Here is a 21,737-nt window from a genome sequence, read left to right on the forward strand (position 1 = left end):
ATAGCCTGAGCCGATCGCACCGCCACGCGCCGCCTCCCTATCCTGTCTCACCATGTACCGATCGCTGGGTGAGTTCATCGATGCGCTTGACCGGGCCGGCGAACTCGTGCGCATCAAAGCGCCCGTCTCGCCTCTGCTCGAGATCAGCGAGATCGCCGACCGCGTGAGCAAGGCGACGGCGCCGACGCGCGGCCTGACGGGGCAGATCGTCGATCCGGATCACGCATCGCTCGGCGGCCCGGCGCTGCTCTTTGAAAACATCCAAGGCGCCGAGTCAGACATTCCCGTCGCCATCAACCTCTTCGGCAGTTACCACCGCATGGAAATGGCGCTGGGCTGTCACGACCAGGGCCACACGCCCGGCGGCTTCGAGGCCATCGCCGATCGCATCGCGTCGCTCACCCGGCCCGAGCCCCCGGCCGGGTTGGGCGCGCTGCTGCGCAAGGCGCTCGAATTCGCTCCGCTGCTGCGCACGCCACCTCGGCTGGTCCGCGCGGGCGCCTGCCAGCAGGTCGTCAAGACCGGCAGCAGCGTGAATCTGCTCGAACTGCCGATCAACAAATGCTGGCCGCTCGACGGCGATCTGGCCGCGGTCGGCTACCCGACGCCGGCCGGCCAGCCCGACATGAGCGTGGGCCAGGGCCGGTTCATCACCTTCGCGGGCATGTACACGATCCACGCCGACGACGCCGGCAAGGCCCGGCCGCCCAGCCGCAACATCGGCATGTATCGCGCGCAACTGATCGACCGCACGCGGCTCATCATGCACTGGCACATGCACCACGACGGCGCGCGCCACTGGCGCTCGTGGAAGCGCCTGGGGCAACCGATGCCCATTGCGATCGCGTTTGGCGGCGAGAGCGTGCTGCCGTATGCCGCGACGTGTCCACTGCCGCCGGGCGTGAGCGAACTTCTCATGGCGGGCTTCCTCAATCGGCGCGGCATCCCGCTGGTCAAGTGCCGCACCATTCCGCTGCACGTTCCCGCCAACGCCGAGATCATCATCGAAGGCTGGGTCTCGACGCAGGCCGGCGGCATCGGCTTCGACCCGCGTGCAACTGACGAACCGCTCGGGCCCGGCGCTGCATTCGAAGGGCCGTTCGGCGACCACACCGGCTACTACTCGCTGCCCGACCGCTATCCGATCGTCGAGGTTTCAGCCATCACGCATCGGCGAAACCCGGTCTACCCGAGCACGATCGTCGGCCTGCCGCCGCAGGAAGATTACTACCTCGGCAAGGCGACCGAGCGGCTCATGCTGCCGCTGTTGCGCACGCTCATTCCCGACATCATCGACTACGACCTGCCGATGTTCGGCGCGTTTCACAACTGCGCCTTCATCCAGATCCGCAAGGAGTATCCGCTGCAGGCGCGGCGGGTCATGCACGCCGTGTGGGGCGCGGGGCAGATGGCGTGGACCAAGTTCATCATCGTCGTCGATGACGATGTCAACGTGCACAAGCGCGATGAAGTACTCGCGGCGATATTCCGCAATTGCGACTTTGAGCGCGACCTCGAACTCGTCAACGGCCCGCTGGACATTCTCGACCACGCAGCGCCGCGCCTGGGCGCCGGACACAAACTCGGCATCGACGCGACGCGCAAGATCGCGGGCGAGGAAGTCAACGGCATCCCCATCTCCCGACCTCGGCAAAGAGAAACCCTCGCCAGTTCCCTTGAGATCAGCGGCGGCGGCGTCGCCGGCTGCTTGCCGGAGTTCGGCCTGGGCCGCTGCCTGCTGGCCCGATTGGAAGAGCCTGGCGCCACCGACCACCGCACCGAGCTCGAAGCAGGGCTTCAAGACCCCAGCCCAGGCGCCCCCGACTGGATCATCCTCGTCGATGACATTGACCCGCGCGACATCGACGGCGTGCTCTTCCGCTGGTGCGCCAACTGCGACCCGGGGCGCGACATGATCCGCCGCGGGCCGCGCATTGCCTTCGACGCCACCGCCAAGAAAGCCGGAACGATCATCAATGGCCACCGCGTGCGCGACTACCCGCCGATCCTCGAGATGAGCGAGGAAATCAGGCAGCGCGTCACGCACCGGTGGTCAGAGTACGGCCTGGACCGTTACTGAATCGTCTCCTGCAGCACGTTTGAGGTGTTGCCGTTCTCGGCCGCCTGGAGCCACAGCGTGATGCCGGAAGTGTTGGGCGGAAGATTTCGCGTGAGCGATGCATCGCCGTTGCCGTCCGCGGTCGCGCTGCCGATGAGCACCGGGCTGGCGAGGTTGAGGTAGACGTTCAGCGCGTTGACGCGCGTCCACGTATCGCCGCCGACAAGACTGTAGATGAAATGCACGCGCCCGCCCGGCGTGGCTCGCTGCACCGAAAGCGTCGCGCTCTGCCCGGCGGTAAGCGCCGTGCTCGCCAGACCCATCCGCGCCCCGATCGCCTCGGAAACATCGACAATGAACAGCCCGCGATCGCGGTCGTTGACGATCACCGTGCCCGAGTCGAAGAACGGCCAGGCCGTCCACGCGCCGTGGGCGTAGCCGGGCGCGTTGTTCTCGGGATAGGTGTCAAACCAGCCGACGCGGACGGGGTTCTCCGGATCGCTGCGCGCATCGAACAGCTGGAAGCCGCTGGAGTAGTTCGCTTCGTAGATGAAGCCGTCCTTCACGAACAGGTTGTGGTCCGTCGCGGTCATGCCGGAGGTGAACTCGGAAACAAGCGTCGGGTTGCTCAGGTCCGACACGTCGTAGACAAGCGTGCGCGTGGTGGGCGTGTAGCCGTTGAGTTCATCGAGTTCATCGTTGAGATAGAAGTAGCGGCGGTCGGCGCTGAGCCAGCCCTGGTGGCAGTAGTTCAGGCCGGGGTACACATCCGAGCCGAGCAGCACCATGTTGGATTTATCGGTCACGTCGATGATGTCAAAGCGCCAGTAGCCGCTCGGGCAGAAGGCGATTTCCTTGCCCGCATAGGGACCGTCGTGGTAGGTGACGACTTGGGCGTCGTGCACGTGTCCGCCGGTGGGGTTGGTCGAACCGGCCACGGTCGGCGAGGTCGGGTTGCTCAGGTCCAGCGCCACGATGCCGCTGCCTTCGCTCGACGCCGTCATGTACGCGAAGCCGCTCTCTTCGTTGAGCGCGAAGTTGTGGCTGCGGTAAGGGCGCTCGTTGACCTTTGTCACCACGCCGCTGTCGATCTGGCTCAGATCGAACACCTGGAGGTTGAAGTAGTCGCCGATGCAGTACGCGTAGTGGCCGTAGATCTTCATGTCTTCGGTCGTGCTCTGGCTGTGGGGCTCAGTGTGCACCACGACGGGATTGACCGGATCGGTGACCTCGACGAATGCGGTGCTGGTATAGGTGCCGATGATGCCGTACTCGCGGCCCGACGGGCTGGTGTAGCCCCAGCAGTCGTTGCCGCCCGAGCCGCCCATCTGCTGTGGCGTCAGTTGGCTCATCAGGCGCACCTTGTGCGCGTCATACTGGGCAAACGAGGCGGTCGAAGCAGCCAGCACCGCCAGGGAAGCAAAGCCGACGAGCCGCCGGCGCGCCACAACATTCATGCAGTTCATTTCGCACGGACCTCCAGGAAAGACTGATGCGGCGGACGATCCACCCGCGTGGCGAACCTGACCCGCCGCACCGCGCACAGCGTAACCTCTGTGGGCCGCTGTTGTCAATGGGTAAACCCGGAAACAGCGCGAATCATTCCGATCTCCGGCTGGTGAGCCAAAATACTCCAGACTACGATGCTGGTCGTGCCGGTCGCGAGGGGCGCTTAGCTCAGTTGGCTAGAGCACTGCTTTTACACAGCAGGGGTCACTGGTTCGAGTCCAGTAGCGCCCATTCCCTCCTCGGCTGCAGGGGAGGGTGCGCCTTGCGATCGGCCCCGGCCGCCGCGCTAGGATTGTGCACTGCCGTCGGCTGAGTGAGTCAACCGCTTCGGAGAGTCGCGAATGAACAAGTCAACTGGACCATCTTGGCGTCGGCTGGCGATCGGTGGACTCGTCCTTGCCGCTGTCATGGCGGCCGTCGGCTGCGAGACGCACGTGGTCAGCCGCGAGGGCATCGGCGCAAGCAGCGCCTACCCGGACGCCGAGCAGCGCGCCGGCAGCGACCCGCTGAGCAAGCGGGTCTGGGGCGAGCACTGAGCGACACGAACCGGCCCGCGCACGGAGTAGATGCCATGGGAATCGAAGCCGCACTGCCTCAGGACAGCTTCCTCACGACGCGTCTGCGCGAAGTGATCAACTGGGGCCGGCGCTCGAGCGTGTGGCCCCTGCCCTTCGCCACCGCGTGCTGCGGCATCGAACTCATGGCCACTGCATCCAGTCGCTACGACCTGGCCCGCTTCGGCGCCGAAGTCATGCGCTTCAGCCCGCGCCAGTCGGACCTGCTCATCGTCGCCGGCCGCGTCGCCATCAAGATGCTCCCCGTGCTGCAGCGCATCTACATGCAGATCACCGAACCCAAGTGGGTCATTTCGATGGGCGCGTGCGCTTCGACGGGCGGCGTGTTCGACACGTACGCCGTCGTGCAGGGCATTGACCAGTTCATCCCCGTGGATGTCTACGTGCCCGGCTGCCCGCCAAGACCGGAGATGCTTATCGAAGGCGTCATGGCGATCCAGCGCATCATCGATCGCGACGGCATCCCGCCGCGCGGGCCGGACGGCAAACGCGTGCCGCTGCGCCTGGCCATCGAGCCCAACTACCAGCCGCGCCGTCAGCCCGTGCCGCTGACCGTCGGCGGGCTATAGATCAGCACCTTCACATCCTCAAGCGTTACCAGGCCGCCGCCGACCATCTCGTTGAGGTCCGGGCGCAATTCCGCGATCTTCGCGGCGGTGTCCACGATCTCGATGACGATCGGCAGGTCTTCGGAGAGGCGGAGGATCTTGGCGGTGTGGATGCGGCTGTGGGCGCCGAAGCCCATCGGCCCGCGCAGCACCGTGGCGCCAGCCAGGTGCAGCTCGCGCGCTTTAAGCACGATGGCTTCGTACAGCGGCTTGCCGCGCCACCGGTCGCTCTCGCCGATATAGACCGTGAGGCGTTGAGCCGGTTCGGGGTTCGCGAATACCCCGTGCCTGAGCGACGCAGTCATGATGCCCCCGTTCCGTAGAGTCTGATGGAGAGCGCTGCGCCGGCCCAGACAGCCGCGAGGCCCAGCACGTTGCTCAACAGCACGTTGAGCCCCGCCAGCGTCCACTGGCCCCTGCTGACCAGCGCCATGGTTTCGCCGCCGAAGCTTGAGAACGTCGTGAAGCCGCCGAGCAGTCCGATGAGGATGGCTACTTTGTATTCGTCGCGCACCAAGATGGGGCCGGTCAGCGCCGTGGCGAGGAAGCCCATGATGAAGCAGCCAATCACATTCACCGTCAAGGTGCCGACGGGAAACGTCGGCCCCCACCACGCGTGCACAACGCCGGAGAGGGCGTATCGCAACAGCCCACCAAGCCCCGATGCCAGAAACACCAGAAATGCGTTAAAGGCCATGCGACTCCGCTCTGGCGACACTCGTGAACTCGCAAAGCGATGTCTGCCGGCTCACGGCCCTCAGCCGGCAGGCTCAAGAAGGTCTCGGGCCGCTAGAGCGGCTCGTAGCTGAAGTTCTGTCCGCCGATCGACGCCTCGTACATGAGTCCCGACTCGCCGAAGGTGAACACCGCGACGCCGTGCGCAAACTCTGCGTTCGCGCCGGAACCCGAGGTCACACCGACTGCGGTCGCCTGGGCGTCGAAGCGGAAGTTGCCTCGCTTGAACGTCTCAACCGCTTCGCTCGATTCGAAGACGATCACTTCGGAGTACGACTGACCTCCGAGCTGGAAGCCGATCGAACCCTGGCTGAGATCGCAGTACCCGACCTGTACGCCGTCCTCGTACAGCACCCCCTGCCCGTAGGCCCCGCCGACGCCGATGGCGCCCTTGCCGACCGTCGGGAACACCGCGTAGCCGGCGCTCTGATCGAGCAGTTCTCCAAGCGACGGATCATTGCGCCGCGCGCGTGAAAGGGTCAGATCCGCCTCTGCACGGATACTGGTGCGCCCTTCGACCGTCTTGGGAGCGGTCGAACAGGCGGAAGCCGACCAGATTCCCACGGCCAAAGCAATCAGCACCAGCATCCGGGTCGTCACGCCAGCCATAGTTACGTCCTTTCACTGGGTTCCACAACAACCTGAACGGTCGTATCGGCTGCTCAGCGCAGTTTCGATTCGACTTTTTCCTTCCACTGCTCGTAGCCCTGCCGCCCCATCAGGCCGAACGTGGCCACCTTGCCCGTCTCCACTGCCGGCTGGTCGTAGGCGTTGATGTTCAGAAGCAGCCCGGCATACGCCGTAATGACTTCCCATAACTGGATGAACTCGCCCACGTGGTGCGCGCTCAGACGCGGCATGGTGATCGTGAAGTTGGGCCGCTCGCTCTCCACCAGCGCGTACTCCGTCGCGCGCTTCTCGGCCGCGATCAGTTCGCCCAGCGTGTGCCCCTGCAGGTACGCAATCGCATCGACGTTGAGACTGCGCGGAATCGTCACGTCGCGCTCCCACTGCTGCACCTCCACGAAACCGATGACTTTGTCATTCGGGCCTTCGCGGTACAACTGCACCTGCGAGTGCTGGTCGGTCGTGCCGAGCGCTTTGATGGGCGTGGCCCCCGCGAAGACTTCCCGGCCCTGCAGATCGACGCGCTTGCCCAGGCTCTCAGCCCACAACTGCCGGTACCAGTCGGCGAGGCAGTAGAGCGCGTTGCAGTACGGCATGAGCACGTGGTTGCCCTTGCCGCGCCGGGCGAACTCCATGAGCAGCCACGCCAGCGCCGCGGCAGGATTGCTCTCGATCTCGCGCAGGCGACAGCGCAGGTCCATGGCCGCGGCGCCGGCGAGCAGCGCATCAACGTCGATGCCGCACATCGCCGCACTGAACAGCCCCACGGGTGAAAGCACGCTGAACCGCCCCCCGACCCCGTCGGGCACCGGCAGCGTTGCGTAGCCCTCGTCATCGACGATTGATCGCATCGTGCCCCGGCTCGGGTCCGTGATCGCCACGATGTGCCGTCGGTACGCCTCGCCGAGGTGCGACTTGAGCCAGTCGCGAAAGATCATGAACTGCGCCGCCGTCTCAGCGGTCTCGCCGGACTTCGAGATCACGTTCACGGCGGTGTGTGTCAGGCCCGGGTCCTTGATCTCGAGATGCCGCATCAGGTCGCCCACGAAGTACGGATCGACGTTGTCGAGGACGTACAGCCGCGGCCCGGTGCGATGCGAGCACGGCGTGAGGTTGTGCACGTGCTCCTTGAGCGCCGCCTGCAGCGCGATGTTGCCCAGCGCCGAGCCCCCGATGCCCAGCGCGATGAGGTGCTTGCACCGTTTGCCCTTCGAATTCGCCTCGAAGTGGGCATTCGTCTGCGCGACGACGTGGTTCACCGCGGCGAGATGCTCCTTGCGCAACGGATCATGGCACAGGCCGCGCCAGCGCGTCTCCCCCGCCTTGTCCATCTCGGCCAGGCGATCGGTCAAGTCCGCCATGCGAGATGCCGCAGCTTTGAGATCGCCTGCCAGGATGCCGTGGCCGGCGCCGATGCGATCCGCGAAACAGTTGGCGTAGTTGATGTGAAGTTGCTGGGTCATGGGAAAGGGTAGCCTCGCTTCATGGTGCTTCATGCGCGGCCAGGACCCCGCGGCCGATCTCCGACTCCTCCCCGGTTTTGCCGCCGATCACGGCAACTCCGCGCGCTCTCCCCTACCATCCAGCCCCTGCCACGCGCTTATGGAGTAAGGTTTCATGCCGCTGACCAAAGACGATGTCATCGCCGCCCTGCGGACCGTCAACGACCCGGACCTGCACAAGGACCTGGTCACGCTCAACATGGTCAAGAACGTAGCCGTGGACGGCGGCGCGGTGGACATCACCGTCGAACTGACCACCCCCGCCTGCCCGCTCAAGGACAAGATCCGCGCCGACATCGAAAAGGCCGTGCACGCCAAGGCGGCGAGCAAGGCCGAGCGCATCAGCCGCATCGACATCGATTTCACCGCCGACGTGCGCAGCCCGCAGGAGCGCGTGGCCGGCAAGGAAAACCCGCTACCCAACGTGCGCAACATCATCGCCGTCGGCGCCGGCAAGGGCGGCGTGGGCAAGTCTACCGTCGCGGTGAATCTGGCGGTGGGCCTCGCTCGCTTCGGCGCCCGAGTCGGCCTGCTCGACGGCGATATCTACGGCCCGTCCATGCCCACCATGCTCGGCTTGCGCGCCAACGAGGTCAAAGCCCGCGGCAACATGATCCAGCCGTTCCAGGCGCACGGCATCGTGGCGATGACCATCGGCGTGCTCGTCGAGCCAGAGAAGCCGCTCATCTGGCGCGGGCCCATGGCCCACGGCGCCTTCCGCCAGCTCGCCACCCAGACCGAGTGGGGCGAACTCGACTACCTCATCATCGACCTGCCGCCGGGCACCGGCGATGTGCCCCTCACCCTCGCGCAGATGCTCGCGCTCACCGGCGCCGTCATCGTCTGCACGCCTCAGCGCGTGGCCCAGGATGACGCCCGCCGCGCCGTGCGCATGTTCCAGCAGCTCGGCGTGCACATCCTCGGCGTGGTCGAGAACATGAGTTACTTTGTCTGCGAGCACGGCACGGAGTACGACATCTTCGGTCGCGGCGGCGCGGAAGTGATGGCGCAGGAAATGAACCTGCCCTTCCTCGGCGGCATTCCCATCACCACCGAGCTGCGCGCCAACGGCGACAGCGGCAATCCCACCGCCAACTTCGAACAGGTCGGCCCGCTGGCCGACTCACTCAACCGCATCGTGCAGAACCTCGCCGCGCAGGTCTCCATGGCCACGATGCGCAACGTGGTCGCCCAGCCGACGCTGAGCATCTCGTGATGCACGCCTGCATCAGCCGGCCTAGCGATCGCTTTCCAAATGCTCAGCCGCTCCCCCGAGCAGAAAGTCAATAGCGTTGCGCTCTTCAGTGCTGAGAGTGGAATCGTGCTCCCGCAGAAACACGATCATTTCTCGGCGAGCGGCGATCTGATCCAAGACATAAGCATCCAAGTTCCCTCGATCTTCAGGTACGACTTCGGTCCACCCTGCCTGGTGTGACCACGGATGCACCGCCTGCAGCATGGCCTGGTGCATCTTGTCGAGATAGATCCGCGCGACCCACTCTGCCGGCCACTGCTGCTGCATTGCCTGAAGCACTGCCTCGAGGTCAGGCGTCCCATCACCGCGCCGCCCCAGTCGAGGGAGAGGATCCCAATGCAGCGGGAAGTCGTCGCGGCGGAACCTCGACATCGACTCGAGGGCATCCGTGACTCGACCGTCGCGAAGCAATCGCTCGGCCTCGCGCTTGCGCACCTGTTCCGGCTGAGTCAGAGCGCACGCGCCAATGAGAATGAGCAGACTCGACAACGCCGTGATCGCCAGGCCGGAGTGGTGTCTCGGAGCCTCAAAGTCGGAATTTCCGAGCCACTGCGGCCTGAAGAACGCAATGCTGCAAAGCCCCCCGACAATCCACACCGGCGCGCTGTAGACGGACAGGATGGTTACCTGGAACGCCGCATCCGCAATCAGTCTCTCTTCTGCCGTGTACCGAATCCCGCCCATCAAGTCGATAACCGGCACTGCAGCGATCTGCATCGCCGTGAAGGCAACGGCATCGGCAAAGACCATGACGATGAAAAACGTCGCGATCGGATTGACATGATAGAGAACACTGATGACGCGCGTGATCAGCACGACGCGCCAGGCCGCGACGACGGCCAGAGTCCAGAGGTTCGCCTCAACGGCTCCGACCGGGGTAAGGAACCGCTCGTAGGGAATCGCATACATCCACGCGAGCGGCGCTGTCATCCAGAACAACGACAAGAACACCCGCCACGCCTGCGCCGGCACCGGCCAGCATCGTTCTTCCGCGCTGACGCGAATCGACGCTATGACGTGGACGAGCAGAAACAGCAGGGTCCCCGCCAGCAGCGACGCCGCGAAGGGGCGCAGCAGATGCCACGGTTCGTGCACGAGGTCGTGTCCGTCGTATTCCCGGGCCAGCCCTGCCGAGAGCACGAATACTACACCGTACAGAATCGACCATGGCGATTGCGCAATCTCAGCGATCGCTGCGCGCGAGCCGAGCAGGTAGCGAGGCAGTGTGGATGCTCGCACTATTCAGGCTCCGCCGGCGGCGTGGCGGGCGGGGCCGCGCACGGTCATGTACATCCACGCGAGGATGGCCGCCATGACGATGTCGGCGATCGCAAACGGCTTCCAGATGCCCGGCAGACCGTCGCCGAGGAACCAGTGGTAGAACACCACGCCGCAGTAGGCGATCTTGAGCAGGAAGCAGTACGGCAGCAGGTTGCGATTGGCGATGGGCCTCCTCGCCAGGGCGAAGAACATCAAGGCGAAGATGATCAGCAGCGCGGCGCCGAACTGGACATAACCCCAGTGATTGGGCGGCGTGACTTCGAGCGCGTCGAACAGCTTGGGCCCGGCGAACAGGAATGCGATCCCCAGCACGCCGTCGTAAACTCCCATCAAAGCGAGCAACCCGCGAACGACCATGACGTTCTTCATGACGCTCTCCTTGATCGCAGCCGGGCGGCCTGGCGGTACTGCCGCCGGAAGCCGGCCCGGCGCTGGTGTGTGAACTCGTCGCTGTACAACCGGGTGGCGAGGTGATGAAAGCCGCTCCTGAGTTCTGATGCGCTCATCGGCCTGGGCTCGAAGGTCAGATCAAAAAGCGTGCATTTCCGCCAGGGCTTCTCCTCGAAGAGCCGGCCCTCGCGCTGGAGCTGCTGGTAGAGTGCCGTGCCGGGAAAGGGCGTGGGCAGCGTGACCTGCACGTCAAAAAGCTCGACGCACTCGGCGAAGCGATAGATCGAATCGAAGACCGCGGGCGTATGCCCGTCGAGGCCGACGATGAAGCAGCCGTTGACGCGGATGCCGTGGCCCTGGATGTTGCGCACCGCCTGCTCGTAGCGCGGCCACCGCTTGTGCTTCCAGTCGGTCCGCAGTTCCAGGCCCCTGAGCCCTTCCTCGACGGGGCTCTCGAGGCCGATGAGGACTTCGGCGCACCCGGCGCGGCGCATGAGATCGAGCAGTTCATCGTCCTCGCCGATGCGGATGTCCGACTCGGTGAACCAACGCACGCGCCGCTTGGCGAGCTGAGGCAGCAGCCTCTTCCAGTATGCCCGGTTGATGAAACTGTTGTCATCGGCGAACTCGATGAAGGGGCGCGGCCACAGCTCGCGGATGCGATCGATCTCGGCGAGCACCTTCTCGACGGGCTTCTGCTTGTAGCGCGGCGTGAGGAGAATCGAACTGGCGCAGAACGAGCAGCGCAGCGGGCAGCCGCGCGACGTCTGCACGGTCAGGCGGTTGTAGCGGTCCAGGTTGAGCAGTTCGAACACCGGAATCGGCGCATCGGCGAAGTCAAACTCCAGCGGCGCACTGCGGTAGAGCGGCTGAAGTCGCCTGGTCGCGGCGTCGGCCACGACCCGCGGCCAGCACACCTCGCCTTCGCCGACGATCACGGCGTCGCAGTGCGGCGCAGCCTCGTCCGGCAGGGTGGTCACGTGCAGGCCGCCCATCACAACGGGAACGCCCATCGCGCGGTACCGGTCGGCCAGGCCATACGCCTCTTCAATCTGCGCCGTGAACGTCGAGATCGCCACGAGGTCGAACGGCTCGAGGTCCGCACCGAGCGACCGCACATCGTCGACTTCGCGGTAGGCGACTTCGTGCTCGCGCGGCGTCATCGCGGCCAGCGTGAGCAGGCCCAGGCTCGGGAGCGAAGCGATCGTCCTGCTTCGCTCGACGAACCCCGGCAGCGTCAGTCCGAGGCGCAGCAGTTCCTCATCACACGCCCGGACACCGCTCATCGCGATGAGTCCAATCTTCATGACGCCGCTCCAGAGAGCGTGGAGTTCAGGATCGCGTACGCGAACAGCGCCACTCCACCGATGAGCAGGCCAACCGGCATCGCAAACAAGTTTCGCAGCGGCTTTCGCCAAGCGGCGAGATAGCAGACGATCGGCATCGAGATCGCGCCGATGATGAGCAGTCGGCTCACCCAGAAGAGCGCCGGTCCAGCGACTTCAAACAGTTCCACCGTAAAAGCAAATGCAAGGTTGATCATCGCGGTGCCTAAAAACGCGATGTGTCCCAGGCGCGTCAGGCGCCGTCTCCAGGAGTCGTAGCCGCCCATCCAGTCGTCGCGGTGGAAGCCGATCCCCTGAATCGCGCCGGCAACCAGGCCGGTGAGAATCCAGAGCCAGGCGAAGATCAGGTTGGGCTCGTGCATCGATGCTCGAGATGGGTGTACTCGGGCCGAAGCGCCGGCACAGCCGCGCGGCATCCGTTGGCGGCCAAGTGCCCCGCCAGACGCCCCCACACGGCATGAGTTTCTCATTCTCCGGCGCCGGTCTCAGAAATCGCGGTGGTTGCCTCAGCGCGCTCAGGGAGGTCACCCGCATCGGATCTGGACGAGGCGCGACCACTAATACCTGGAATTCCCTTTGCTCGCGCCGTCAATCACGCATCGTCGTGTCTCGACGAATCGGAATGAACCCGCGAACCTCGCGGCGATAGGACAGATACTTCTCGCCGAAGTACGTCACGAGGTCGCGCTCCTCGAACCACACGCCGATGAAGATGTAGATCGTCGTCATCACCGCGAAGAACAGGTGGCCGACGGTCATCTTCGGCGTGGCCCAGAAGGCAATGAGAAACCCGACCATCAGCGGGTGGCGCACCAGTTTGTAGATGCCGCGAATGTTGAACGGCAGGTGGTGGTAATCGGCCTGCCGCCAGTGCAGGTACACCTGCCGCAGCCCGAAGAGATCGAAGTGGCTGATGACAAACGACGAGAGCAGCACCATCGCCCAGCCGGCCAGCGAAAGCAGAACCAGCGGCCACTTCGCCCACGTCGCGCTCACGTCGTAGATCACACCGGGCGCCGGCTGCCAGAATGCGAAGACGAGAATGAGTGAAGCGCTCGCCAGCAGCACAAACGTGCTGCGCTCGATCGCCGCGGGGATGAACTGCGTCACCCACTTCTTGAATCGCGGCCGGGCCATCACCGTGTGCTGCACCACGAACACGCTCAGCAGCAGCGCGTTGATGATCAAAGACGTCGCCAGCGGCCCCGCCTCGCCTGAGTCGATGGTCTTGGGCACGACCCAGTTGCCGACAAAGCCGATGGCATAGAGAAACGTGAAGAAGAACACGAGATAGGCGACGACGCCGTACGACAGGACAGCCACACGTCCGAACATGGGAAGTCTCCGGAGATAGAAAGGATCAGACAACTCGCTCCAGGTCCGGCGTGGCAACGGCCCGGTTTCGGCCCAGTTTAGGCCCCGCAGTCCGCTCGGGCCGTCCACCCGCCGGGACGTCTTCGCTCGCGGGCTGTTTACAATGCGGCCATGATGTGCAAGCCCCTGCTGTTCAGACCCCTGGTGATGCTGACGATACAGATTGCCCTCGGCTGCGCCGCGCCGCTTCTCGCCCAGGACCCCGCCGACGACGCGCCCGCCCCGCTCCGCGCGCTGCGCGCCATGGCCATTCCCGACGGCTATGAGTCCGCCCTCTGGGCCGCCGAGCCGCTCGTCATGGACCCTGTCGCCTTCTGCATCGACGAGCAGGGCCGCGTCTTCGTCGCCGAATCGTTTCGCCAGGAACTCGGCGTGGAAGACAATCGCGCGCAGCCTTACTGGCTCATGGATGACATCAGCAGCCAGACCGTGCAGGACCGACTGCGCATGTACGAGAAGTGGGCCTTCAAACGGCCCAACGGCATGGCACACTACACCGACCACGAAGACCGCGTGCGCATGCTCGTGGACATGACCGGCGACGGGCGCGCTGATGCATCGCACATCTTCGCCGATGGATTCAACAACCCTCTCGACGGCACCGCCGCCGGACTCATCGCCCGCGACGGCGACGTCTACCTCACCAACATCCCGAATCTCTGGCTGCTTCAGGACCGCGACGGCGACTTCAAGGCCGATTTCAAGGTCGCGCTGCACACCGGCTTTGGCGTGCGCATCGCGCTGCGCGGCCACGACATGCACGGCCTCACCTGGGGACCCGACGGCCGGCTCTACTGGTCCATCGGCGATCGCGGCTATCACATCACCCTGCCCGACGGCCGCGTGCTGCACAGCCCCGACGCCGGCGCCGTCTTCCGTTGCGAACCCGACGGCACCGATCTCGAAGTCGTCCACCACAGCCTGCGCAACCCACAGGAACTCGCGTTCGATCAATACGGCAACCTCTTCACCGGCGACAACAACTCTGACGCCGGCGACCGCGCGCGCCTCGTCTACATCGTGCCCGGCGGCGAGACCGGCTGGAGCATGAACTACCAGACCCTCGAAGGCGACAACCTGCGCGGACCCTGGAATCAGGAAGGCATCTGGGAAATGCGCCACGAGGGCCAGCCCGCATGGACGCTCCCGCCCGTCGCGCACGTCACGAGCGGCCCTTCCGGGTTCGTCTACTACCCCGGCGTCGGCCTGCCGCAGCGCTACGACGGGCACTTCTTCCTGGGCGACTTCCGAGGCGGCAACGACAGCAGCCAGATCGTCTCCTTTGGCGTCGAGCCCGACGGCGCCGGCTTTCGGATGATTGATCAGCACACGTTCGTTTCGCACGTGCTCGCCACCGATGTCGACTTCGGGTACGACGGCAAGATGTACATCAGCGACTGGGGCGCCGGCTGGGTCGGCAACGGTGAAGGCCGCATCTACACCGTCTGGAATCCGCACACGCGAGCAGACCCGCGCGTGGCCGAGGTGCAGCGCCTCTTTCAGGAGGGCTTCAAACAGCGCAGCGACGAGCAACTCGCCGCGCTGCTCGAGCACCCCGACATGCGCGTGCGCCTTCGGGCTCAGTTCGCCCTGGCCGACCGCGGCTTGTCTTCAGCGCTTCGACTCTGCGACATCGCGCATCAGAGCAGCCATCAACTCGCCCGCCTGCACGCCATCTGGGGCCTGGGCATCATCGCCCGGCGCTGTGACCTGGCGCAGAGCGACCCAAACTACCCGGTCGCGCGCATCGCGGACTTGCTCGACGATTCCGATGCTGAAGTCCGCGCACAGGTGGGAAAGGTCATCGGAGATGTCAGGTTCACCCCCGCCGGCGAATCGCTGCGCAACGCGCTGCTCGACGATTCGCCGCGCGTGAAGTTCTTCGCCGCCATGGCGCTCGGACAACTGCAATACAAGCCTGCCATCGATGATCTCATCACGCTGGTCTGGACCAATGACAACCGCGATGTGTACCTCCGCCACGCGGGCGTCATGGCGCTGTACTGGATGGATGACCTCGACGCCGTGATGAACTACGTAGCCGACGAGTCGCCCGCCGTGCGTCTCGCGGCTCTGCTCGTGCTCCGCCGCGCCCGCGACCCGCGCATCGCCGACTTCCTCGCCGACCGGGATGAATCGCTGGTGACCGAAGCCGCCCGCGCCATCAATGACCTGCCCATCGACGCCGCCACGCCGGCGCTGGCGAGCCTGCTCAAACCCGCCTCCGCCGAAATGCTCGATCTGAGCGAAGCGGAGCGCTCCCCGCACCGATTCACGCGCGCGTGGTATCGCAGCGCTTCTTCGCGCCTCCTCAGCGCCGCGGCTGGGAAGCCGATGGATCAACTCACCGCCGCCGACTTCTCGGGAGTCGAGCCGGACGAAATGGACGAAACCGACATCCTCGCCGGGCGCGAAAGCATCGCCGACGACTTCGTCACCCGCATCACCGGCACGATCATCGCCCCGCAGACCGGCAACTACCGCTTCCAGATCGCCAGCGATGATGATTCGATCCTCTACCTCAGCACCGATGACAGCCCGGCTCATCTCCGGCGCATCGCCTTCATCGACGGCTGGGTCGGGCGCGATCAATGGGACGCCATGGCCTCGCAGAACTCGCAGGCCGTCCAGCTCGTCGCCGGCCAGCGCTACGCCATCGAGGTGCGCCATCGCGAAGGCGGCGGCGAAGATCACGTCGCAGTCGGCTGGATTCTCCCCGACGGCTCCGTCGAGCGACCCATCGGCGCCGGCGCGCAGGCGCAGGGCAACGAGGCCCTGCTGCGCCGCGCCATCAACGCCAACCTTCGCCTCGGCCAGGCGCGCCACGCCGCCGTCCTTGCCGACCTGGCGCGCAACCCCGAAGCGCCCATGTCGATGCGCCTCGAAGCCATGCGCGCCCTGGCCGACTGGATGGACCCCTCGCCGCGCGATCGCGTGAACGGGTTCTATCGCCCGGTCGATCAGGCGCTGCGCGACCCCGCGTCGATCGTGCCCGTGCTCGAGCGCAAGTTGCCCGGCCTCATCGAGCACGCGGCCCCGCCCGTCGCCAGCGCCGCCCGCGCGCTCGCCGGGCAATACGGCGTCCAGCTTGACAACACGGCCAATCTCAACGCCGTGCTCAACCCGTCGCTGCCCGATGTCGATCGCGGCCAGGCCCTGCTTCAACTCAGCCGCGATCGCGATGAGAAGTTCGATGCCGCGCTCGCGGCAGCGCTTGCCTCCGACCGACCGGCGCTCCGCGCCATGGCCCGCGATGTGATCGCCCGCATCGACCCCGATCGCGCCCGCATCGCCTTCATCGAAGCAATTGGTCAAGCGAGCATCGTCGAGCAGCAGGCGGCGATTCGCGGCCTGGCGGCCATGGATCATCCAGACGCCGTCGAAGCGCTCGCGGAGCTTGCCAAGCGGCTGCAGTCGGGCACTTTGCCCGCCGAACTGCAACTGGAAGTCATCGAAGCCGCGGCCGCGAGCCAATCGCCGCAACTCGCAGCACATCGGTTCGACGACATCGCAGCGCCGCCCGATGTCGATCTCTCGGGCCCGGTGGCGCAGGCGCTGCTGCAGGGCGGCAGCGCCGACGCCGGCCGTGAAGTGTTCACGGGTAGTTCCGCCGTGTCGTGCATGCGCTGCCACGCGATCAACGGCCAGGGCGGCGAAGCCGGACCCGATCTCGCCGGCGTCGCCTCACGCCTCACGCGCGCGCAACTGCTTCAGTCGTTGCTCGACCCGAACGCAATGCTCGCCGAAGGATTCGATGCGCCCTCAGCGATGATCCCGGCAAGCCCCCACCTCACCCGCCGCCAGATCCGCGACCTCATCGAGTACCTCAGCACACTGAAGTAACGCGGCGCAGCGCCGAGAGAGGCCGCGGCGAAGCGCGAGAGAGTTGAGAGGAGAAAGGTGAACAGGAGAGCTTGACGGAGTGCTCTCCCCTCGCTGCCTTGGTGCCTTGATGCCTTCCCTACTGCCTAGTGCCCGGCGCTTCGCCGCCCTGAGCGAGGCTTTGCGAGTCGAAGGGTCACTCAAACTCATGCACCACCAGCTGACTGATGGCGCACTCGTTCTGGACCACGGCCTGGAAGAGGATGGTCTGGCCGCGCGCGATGATTGGGACATGGCGGGTGATGGTGGCCACGCCATTGGCGTCGGCGATGGCGGTGCCGACGATGGTTGGGTTGCGAATCTGCAGCGCGTTTTCCTGAATGCTACAGCCGGGGATGATGGTCCCGCCGCCGTAGGTGCCGTAGACGAAGTGGACCCGCGCGTCGGGGGTGACGCCGGTGGCCGTGAGCACGTTGCTGCGGCCGGCTCGACCCGGAACGGGCGCTGCGAGACTCAATGTCGGCGTGACCGGCGAGAGGATCGCGCCGCGCACGGGGTCGCCGCGCGTCTCGCCGACGATGACGCCTGCGTCATTGAGTCCATTCACTCGCTCCAGTTGGCGCAGCCGGCGCGGCGGGGCCAGTGTGTTCAGATCGACCATGTGGTCATCGATGATAATGAATCCCGTGGTCTGCTGCGTGCCGCGCGGGTTCATATTGCCGATGATCACGCCATTGCTATTGACGCCATTGGCGCTGCTCCATTGGGCCACTGAGTCATCGTGGATGTCGACGAGTTGCCGGTTCACCCACTTGACGGCATGCGAGATCGGGCCGGGCACATATGAATTCCCGACGATGAGTTCATCGTCGTTGATGTCGAGCGACCACCCTTTTTCGCCGCCGAGGACGTCGAGTTGGATGAGTTGGCCGTTCTCCCAGAGGAACGGCTTGGTCCTTCCATCAGGTGGCCACGCCGTGCCGACGACCTGGCCGCGGTTGTTGATTGCTGAGGCTTCACCCTTCTCGCCGCCGAAGGTGCCGAGGTCGATCATGTTGCCGTTCTCCCAGAGGAACGGGTGGTTGAAGAAGTTCTCCGGGTCGTAGTTGGCCTCCCCAACTACTTGTTGCGACCGATTGAGATCGAGCGCCGCTGAGAACCTCCCACCGAGCGTACCGAGATCTACCAGAGAACCATCACTCAGCCACAATACGGCGCGAACGCCGGCGGTGCCTGCTGCAGCACCTTCCACATTCACGCCTTCGGCAACTGAATCACACGTGTTGCATTGCGGATCAAGGTCGCGCAGGTCGCCATTGGACCAAGTAATTGCATGTAGGTACTGCAGTGAGTTCTGCGCCCATCCTGCTACGAGCCCAGATTCATTCACGGAGAGCGCGACACTGTTCTCACCACCCAGCGTTTCGATCTCGAACTGGGCGTAGCAGTAGTCCTGAGCAAATGCCGTGGAAGCATTACAAAGCGTAATGACTCCCATCATAATGAGTCGATTCATGGCACCAGTCCTTCTTCATTTCATCAAGCAGATGCGGCGCGTCCTCAACAGGACGCGCCGCACTGCAGTTCTTGATCACTCTTCACACGGCGGGCACGGCGTGTCAGGGCACGTATTCTGGTGCGGGTTCCAAGGGGGCGGAAAACGGGACTGGTACGATTGTTCGTCATGGCCTTCTCTCCTGCGGCACGGGTATGTTCCTACTCAAACTCATGCTCCACCAACTGGCTGATCGTGCACTCGTTCTGAACCACGGCTTGGAAGAGGATGGTCTGGCCGCGGGCGATAAGGGGGACGGGGCGGGTGAATGACGCCACGCCGTTGGCGTCGGCGGTGGCGGCGCCGACGAGGTTGGGGTTGGCGAGTTGCAGGGCGTTGATTCGGCTGGCGCACCCGGGGATGAGTTCGCCGCCGCCGCGCAGGCTGTAGTAGAATCGCACCGTCGCGCCGGGCGTCACGTCGGTCAGCGTCAGGGTGTTGGGCTGGCCGGCGATGCCTGGCGCCGGGTCGGCAAGCGTCATGGTCGGGTGAACCGGCGTGACGAGAGCGCCGACGAAGATGCCCTGCTGATTCGGGCCGCGGTAGGCTTCAAGCGCGATCTGGCCGTGGTCGTTGATGTCGCGGCCGATGCGGATCTTCAGGCCGTGTTTGGGCGGGACGAGGTCTTCGAGCAGGCGCATGCCGTCGGTTTCGTTCCAGATGAAGGCGTGCGCGTAACCCATCTGAAGGACGAAGCCGACGACTTCGCTGCGGTTGTTGATGCGCTCTGCCCAACTCGCCCGTCCGAGCTCGAAGTTGTGGATGGATCGCATCTCACCGTTCTCCCAGAGAAACGCGATGTCATTGCGATCGGCATCCCTACAATGGCCGACGATTTGTTCGAGATCATTGATATCAAAGGCCTGGCACTCTATTCCGCCCGGCAGTGTGCCGATGTCGATCATCTGGCCGTTTTCCCAGAGGAATCCTCGCTGCCCGATGATGTTTGGATCATCGGAGAATGTATGGCCGACGATCTGGCCGAGGTTGTTGACGCCCCAGGCGACAGCAACGCCGCCTCCAAGTGTCCCCAGGTCAATCATCTTGCCGTCTGCCCATCGAAAGGCGCGCCCTGGCACTGGCTGATTCTCATTAGCGGCTCGCCCGACAACATGGCCCAGATTGTTGATCGCTTCGGCCTCACCGTCGGCGCCGCCGAGCGTCCCGAGTGACATCGGCTCGCCGTCAATCCAGAGTGTGGGCACGAAGTTGCCGGCGAAGTCGCCGCTCATTCCGACGACCCACCCCGAGTCATTAATGTCATTGGCATCGGCGGTGTAGGCGGGGTTGATGGCGTCAAGAAATCGGCCGACGCCATTATGCCAGACGAATGAGATGTTGGGATTGCCATTCAGCGTTCCTGCCATTGTCGCGAACTGGTTGACGCCCCTTGGAACAACTCCAAGCCGGGGCGGCGCTTCAAGTTCAATCATCGCGTACGGTGGCGGCCAGACAGGCTGCGCAAGCGCGCCGGCCGTGCTCAGGAGTAACGCTGCAACAGGTGCGATGCAAGTTCGAATGCACATGATGCTCTCCGAGTTCGTCGAGACTCATCACCGGACAAATGCTGAGCCGGCTTTCCAGCCGGCGCAGCGAAGTTGGCAGCAAAGGCTGAATACAACCTACCCGATCCTGTGGGTCGGTGCAAGCGCATTTGAGGAGATATGGATGGAATTGCTGAGATTCTGCTCGACAGTCAGGTCTGCCGATAGCTGATGCCGTGGCCCGCTCGCAGCGCAGCTCAGCGGCCCTGACTCCCGTGCGAAGGTCAGGGCCGCTGGGCGAGTTGGATGCGTTGTGTCGGCGCTGCCGCTGCGCTATGGAATCTGCACGGGATTGCTCACCTGGCACGGCGAGCCGAAGTTGGTTACGGCGATAAGGTAGCGGCCGCAGGCGCCGGCCGATGCGGCACCGCTGATCGATCCGACGCCGGCTGTACCGGTTGAGAACGGCGTACCCACCATGCCGACCGAACCCTGGATGCAGATGACGGTGCCAAAGCACGCGCCAGGCGGGATGGTGAACGAGCCGAGTGTGTTGCCGATGATCAGCGCCTGGGTGCTGGCCGGCGGAGCGCCGCCCCAGAACACGGTTACCGTTCCCGGACACACGCCGGTGATCGACAGTTGGTAGTCGTTGCACTGGGCAAGCGCAGAGCGACCCAGCAAAAGCAGTGCGGCGGCGATGATCCAAGAGTATTTCATGTTCAACTCCTTCCTCGAATCCGAGGTGGTGATGCGCCGGGAGATGGGAACTGGCCGCGATCCTGCACAACGCAGGAGACCGGCGTGTGGTGATGAGCGCTCCGAAGCGCGAGAACATCCGGCTGCACCATAACACTCGCAGGAGAAGGTCGATCTGGGCAATCAAGTGCAAAGCGCCGAGCAGATTGATCATTCAAAGTGGACAGAAAAAGAACCTCACCCCCTTACGGGGGTGAGGCGGGTGATCTCAGGAGAGATCGATTTCAAGCGATCCGGGAAACCGGATTACGGGATCTGATCCACGTTGCTGGTTTCGCAGGGGCTGGAAATGGTGACCAGCTGGAGGTAGCCGCCGCAGGCGCCGCTGCTCGCGTTGCCGTTCACGTTGCCCGAACCGTTGCCGGTGGGAACCGTGTTGACGAGGCGGAGCTGCTGAGTGCCGAGGCCGAGCTGCGTGCCCTGGCAGGGGCCGCCGGGGATCGTGTAGCTGCCGGTGTTGGCGGCGAACGCGATGCCCTGCTGCTTGTTGGGCTGAGCGCCGGCCCAGGCGACGTTGACGGTGCCGGGGCAGGTGCCGCTGACCGTGAGGCTATAGCCGCCGCCGCCGCCGCTGGATGCGCGGACGCAGAAGTTGGTCGGCAGGCCGATGCTCGTCATCTCATAGATGATGTTGTTGAGCGTGTCGCCGGGGTTGTTCGGGTTGAACGATCCGCCGTAGCCGTTGTAGTTGCCGAAGACGTAGGCGCGGTTGGCGATGATGTTGCCCGAGTTCTGGTCCATCGGGGCGACGTACTGGCCGGGGCCGTGCTGGATCCACGCACCGATGAAGAAGCGACCGGTCACGTTCGCGCCACCGGGGATGGTGACGGTCTGGTAGGTGTCCGTGTCGATGTTC

At 64.8% G+C, this 21,737-nt stretch carries 19 protein-coding genes and 1 tRNA gene; 6 read left to right on the plus strand and 14 right to left on the minus strand.

Annotated features, from left to right (window positions below; all coding sequences use genetic code 11):
• Positions 1 to 52: 52 nt before the first annotated feature.
• Positions 53 to 2,080, plus strand: a complete 2,028-nt coding sequence (locus tag IT430_09690; protein MCC6908199.1) for a UbiD family decarboxylase — start codon at positions 53 to 55, stop codon at positions 2,078 to 2,080.
• On the opposite strand, the gene IT430_09695 is transcribed toward IT430_09690, so the two are convergent.
• On the minus strand, positions 2,074 to 3,516 hold the full coding sequence (locus IT430_09695) for a choice-of-anchor B family protein (protein ID MCC6908200.1): 1,443 nt from the start codon (positions 3,514 to 3,516) through the stop codon (positions 2,074 to 2,076). The two genes, IT430_09690 and IT430_09695, sit on opposite strands and share 7 nt — an antisense overlap.
• Before the next feature lie 209 nt (positions 3,517 to 3,725).
• On the opposite strand from IT430_09695, the gene IT430_09700 reads away from it, so the two are divergent.
• The 3 genes from IT430_09700 (at position 3,726) to IT430_09710 (ending at position 4,712) form a co-directional block, all read left to right on the plus strand.
• Positions 3,726 to 3,799, plus strand: a tRNA-Val gene (locus IT430_09700).
• Positions 3,800 to 3,909: 110 nt separating this feature from the next.
• Positions 3,910 to 4,104, plus strand: coding sequence for a hypothetical protein (locus IT430_09705; GenBank protein MCC6908201.1), 195 nt, complete (start codon positions 3,910 to 3,912; stop codon positions 4,102 to 4,104).
• A 35-nt stretch (positions 4,105 to 4,139) separates the two neighbouring features.
• Complete coding sequence (locus IT430_09710; GenBank protein ID MCC6908202.1) at positions 4,140 to 4,712, plus strand: NADH-quinone oxidoreductase subunit B; 573 nt, start codon at positions 4,140 to 4,142, stop codon at positions 4,710 to 4,712.
• Here the strand turns inward: IT430_09710 and IT430_09715 are convergent.
• The 4 genes from IT430_09715 to IT430_09730 form a co-directional block, all read right to left on the minus strand.
• A complete protein-coding gene (locus tag IT430_09715) occupies positions 4,679 to 5,056 on the minus strand; it encodes a DUF190 domain-containing protein (protein MCC6908203.1) in 378 nt (125 codons plus the stop codon). The genes IT430_09710 and IT430_09715 overlap by 34 nt on opposite strands.
• Entirely contained in the window at positions 5,053 to 5,448 is a 396-nt protein-coding gene (crcB, locus tag IT430_09720; GenBank protein ID MCC6908204.1) for a fluoride efflux transporter CrcB, read from the minus strand. Before crcB ends, IT430_09715 begins: the two co-directional genes overlap by 4 nt.
• A 92-nt stretch (positions 5,449 to 5,540) precedes the next feature.
• Complete coding sequence (locus IT430_09725; protein ID MCC6908205.1) at positions 5,541 to 6,095, minus strand: lipid-binding SYLF domain-containing protein; 555 nt, start codon at positions 6,093 to 6,095, stop codon at positions 5,541 to 5,543.
• Positions 6,096 to 6,148: 53 nt separating this feature from the next.
• Entirely contained in the window at positions 6,149 to 7,576 is a 1,428-nt protein-coding gene (locus IT430_09730; protein MCC6908206.1) for a glucose-6-phosphate isomerase, read from the minus strand.
• A 154-nt stretch (positions 7,577 to 7,730) separates the two neighbouring features.
• Between IT430_09730 and IT430_09735 the strand changes: the two genes are divergently transcribed.
• The gene (locus tag IT430_09735) at positions 7,731 to 8,831 is read left to right on the plus strand and encodes an Mrp/NBP35 family ATP-binding protein (protein MCC6908207.1); all 1,101 of its coding nucleotides are present in this window, start codon (positions 7,731 to 7,733) and stop codon (positions 8,829 to 8,831) included.
• A 21-nt stretch (positions 8,832 to 8,852) separates the two neighbouring features.
• Here the strand turns inward: IT430_09735 and IT430_09740 are convergent, their stop codons facing one another.
• The 5 genes from IT430_09740 to IT430_09760 all read right to left on the minus strand — a co-directional run bounded on the left by IT430_09740 (position 8,853) and on the right by IT430_09760 (position 13,222).
• The gene (locus IT430_09740) at positions 8,853 to 9,842 is read right to left on the minus strand and encodes a hypothetical protein (protein MCC6908208.1); all 990 of its coding nucleotides are present in this window, start codon (positions 9,840 to 9,842) and stop codon (positions 8,853 to 8,855) included.
• A gap of 270 nt (positions 9,843 to 10,112) precedes the next feature.
• Positions 10,113 to 10,520 (minus strand): hypothetical protein, encoded by a 408-nt coding sequence (locus tag IT430_09745; GenBank protein ID MCC6908209.1) that lies wholly within the window; start codon positions 10,518 to 10,520, stop codon positions 10,113 to 10,115.
• Entirely contained in the window at positions 10,517 to 11,848 is a 1,332-nt protein-coding gene (locus IT430_09750) for a radical SAM protein (GenBank protein ID MCC6908210.1), read from the minus strand. The genes IT430_09745 and IT430_09750 overlap by 4 nt, the downstream gene beginning before the upstream one ends.
• Positions 11,845 to 12,249, minus strand: a complete 405-nt coding sequence (locus tag IT430_09755) for a hypothetical protein (GenBank protein ID MCC6908211.1) — start codon at positions 12,247 to 12,249, stop codon at positions 11,845 to 11,847. Before IT430_09755 ends, IT430_09750 begins: the two co-directional genes overlap by 4 nt.
• Before the next feature lie 226 nt (positions 12,250 to 12,475).
• On the minus strand, positions 12,476 to 13,222 hold the full coding sequence (locus tag IT430_09760; GenBank protein ID MCC6908212.1) for a hypothetical protein: 747 nt from the start codon (positions 13,220 to 13,222) through the stop codon (positions 12,476 to 12,478).
• Between the two features lie 150 nt (positions 13,223 to 13,372).
• Here IT430_09760 and IT430_09765 point away from each other — a divergent pair, with 150 nt between their 5' ends.
• Entirely contained in the window at positions 13,373 to 17,104 is a 3,732-nt protein-coding gene (locus tag IT430_09765) for a HEAT repeat domain-containing protein (GenBank protein ID MCC6908213.1), read from the plus strand.
• Between the two features lie 175 nt (positions 17,105 to 17,279).
• Here the strand turns inward: IT430_09765 and IT430_09770 are convergent, their stop codons facing one another.
• The 4 genes from IT430_09770 to IT430_09785 all read right to left on the minus strand — a co-directional run.
• Positions 17,280 to 18,599 carry a hypothetical protein gene (locus IT430_09770; protein ID MCC6908214.1) on the minus strand — a complete coding sequence of 440 codons (1,320 nt, stop codon included), beginning with the start codon at positions 18,597 to 18,599 and terminating at the stop codon, positions 17,280 to 17,282.
• Positions 18,600 to 18,799: 200 nt separating this feature from the next.
• Entirely contained in the window at positions 18,800 to 20,005 is a 1,206-nt protein-coding gene (locus tag IT430_09775; GenBank protein MCC6908215.1) for a hypothetical protein, read from the minus strand.
• Positions 20,006 to 20,455: 450 nt separating this feature from the next.
• Complete coding sequence (locus IT430_09780; GenBank protein ID MCC6908216.1) at positions 20,456 to 20,842, minus strand: hypothetical protein; 387 nt, start codon at positions 20,840 to 20,842, stop codon at positions 20,456 to 20,458.
• Between the two features lie 285 nt (positions 20,843 to 21,127).
• Positions 21,128 to 21,737, minus strand: a 610-nt coding sequence (locus tag IT430_09785) for a hypothetical protein (protein ID MCC6908217.1), incomplete at its 5' end; no start/stop codon positions are given.

Source organism: Phycisphaerales bacterium, assembly GCA_020852515.1.
Classification (GTDB): domain Bacteria; phylum Planctomycetota; class Phycisphaerae; order Phycisphaerales; family UBA5793; genus UBA5793.

Bases quoted from the DNA above. Each gene is read 5' to 3' on its own strand.
- IT430_09690 (MCC6908199.1), top strand. From the start codon at position 53: ATGTACCGATCGCTGGGTGAGTTCATCGATGCGCTTGACCGGGCCGGC.
- IT430_09695 (MCC6908200.1), bottom strand. From the start codon at position 3,516: ATGAATGTTGTGGCGCGCCGGCGGCTCGTCGGCTTTGCTTCCCTGGCG.
- IT430_09705 (MCC6908201.1), top strand. From the start codon at position 3,910: ATGAACAAGTCAACTGGACCATCTTGGCGTCGGCTGGCGATCGGTGGA.
- IT430_09710 (MCC6908202.1), top strand. From the start codon at position 4,140: ATGGGAATCGAAGCCGCACTGCCTCAGGACAGCTTCCTCACGACGCGT.
- IT430_09715 (MCC6908203.1), bottom strand. From the start codon at position 5,056: ATGACTGCGTCGCTCAGGCACGGGGTATTCGCGAACCCCGAACCGGCT.
- crcB (MCC6908204.1), bottom strand. From the start codon at position 5,448: ATGGCCTTTAACGCATTTCTGGTGTTTCTGGCATCGGGGCTTGGTGGG.
- IT430_09725 (MCC6908205.1), bottom strand. From the start codon at position 6,095: ATGGCTGGCGTGACGACCCGGATGCTGGTGCTGATTGCTTTGGCCGTG.
- IT430_09730 (MCC6908206.1), bottom strand. From the start codon at position 7,576: ATGACCCAGCAACTTCACATCAACTACGCCAACTGTTTCGCGGATCGC.
- IT430_09735 (MCC6908207.1), top strand. From the start codon at position 7,731: ATGCCGCTGACCAAAGACGATGTCATCGCCGCCCTGCGGACCGTCAAC.
- IT430_09745 (MCC6908209.1), bottom strand. From the start codon at position 10,520: ATGAAGAACGTCATGGTCGTTCGCGGGTTGCTCGCTTTGATGGGAGTT.
- IT430_09750 (MCC6908210.1), bottom strand. From the start codon at position 11,848: ATGAAGATTGGACTCATCGCGATGAGCGGTGTCCGGGCGTGTGATGAG.
- IT430_09755 (MCC6908211.1), bottom strand. From the start codon at position 12,249: ATGCACGAGCCCAACCTGATCTTCGCCTGGCTCTGGATTCTCACCGGC.
- IT430_09760 (MCC6908212.1), bottom strand. From the start codon at position 13,222: ATGTTCGGACGTGTGGCTGTCCTGTCGTACGGCGTCGTCGCCTATCTC.
- IT430_09765 (MCC6908213.1), top strand. From the start codon at position 13,373: ATGATGTGCAAGCCCCTGCTGTTCAGACCCCTGGTGATGCTGACGATA.
- IT430_09770 (MCC6908214.1), bottom strand. From the start codon at position 18,599: ATGAATCGACTCATTATGATGGGAGTCATTACGCTTTGTAATGCTTCC.
- IT430_09775 (MCC6908215.1), bottom strand. From the start codon at position 20,005: ATGGCAGGAACGCTGAATGGCAATCCCAACATCTCATTCGTCTGGCAT.
- IT430_09780 (MCC6908216.1), bottom strand. From the start codon at position 20,842: ATGAAATACTCTTGGATCATCGCCGCCGCACTGCTTTTGCTGGGTCGC.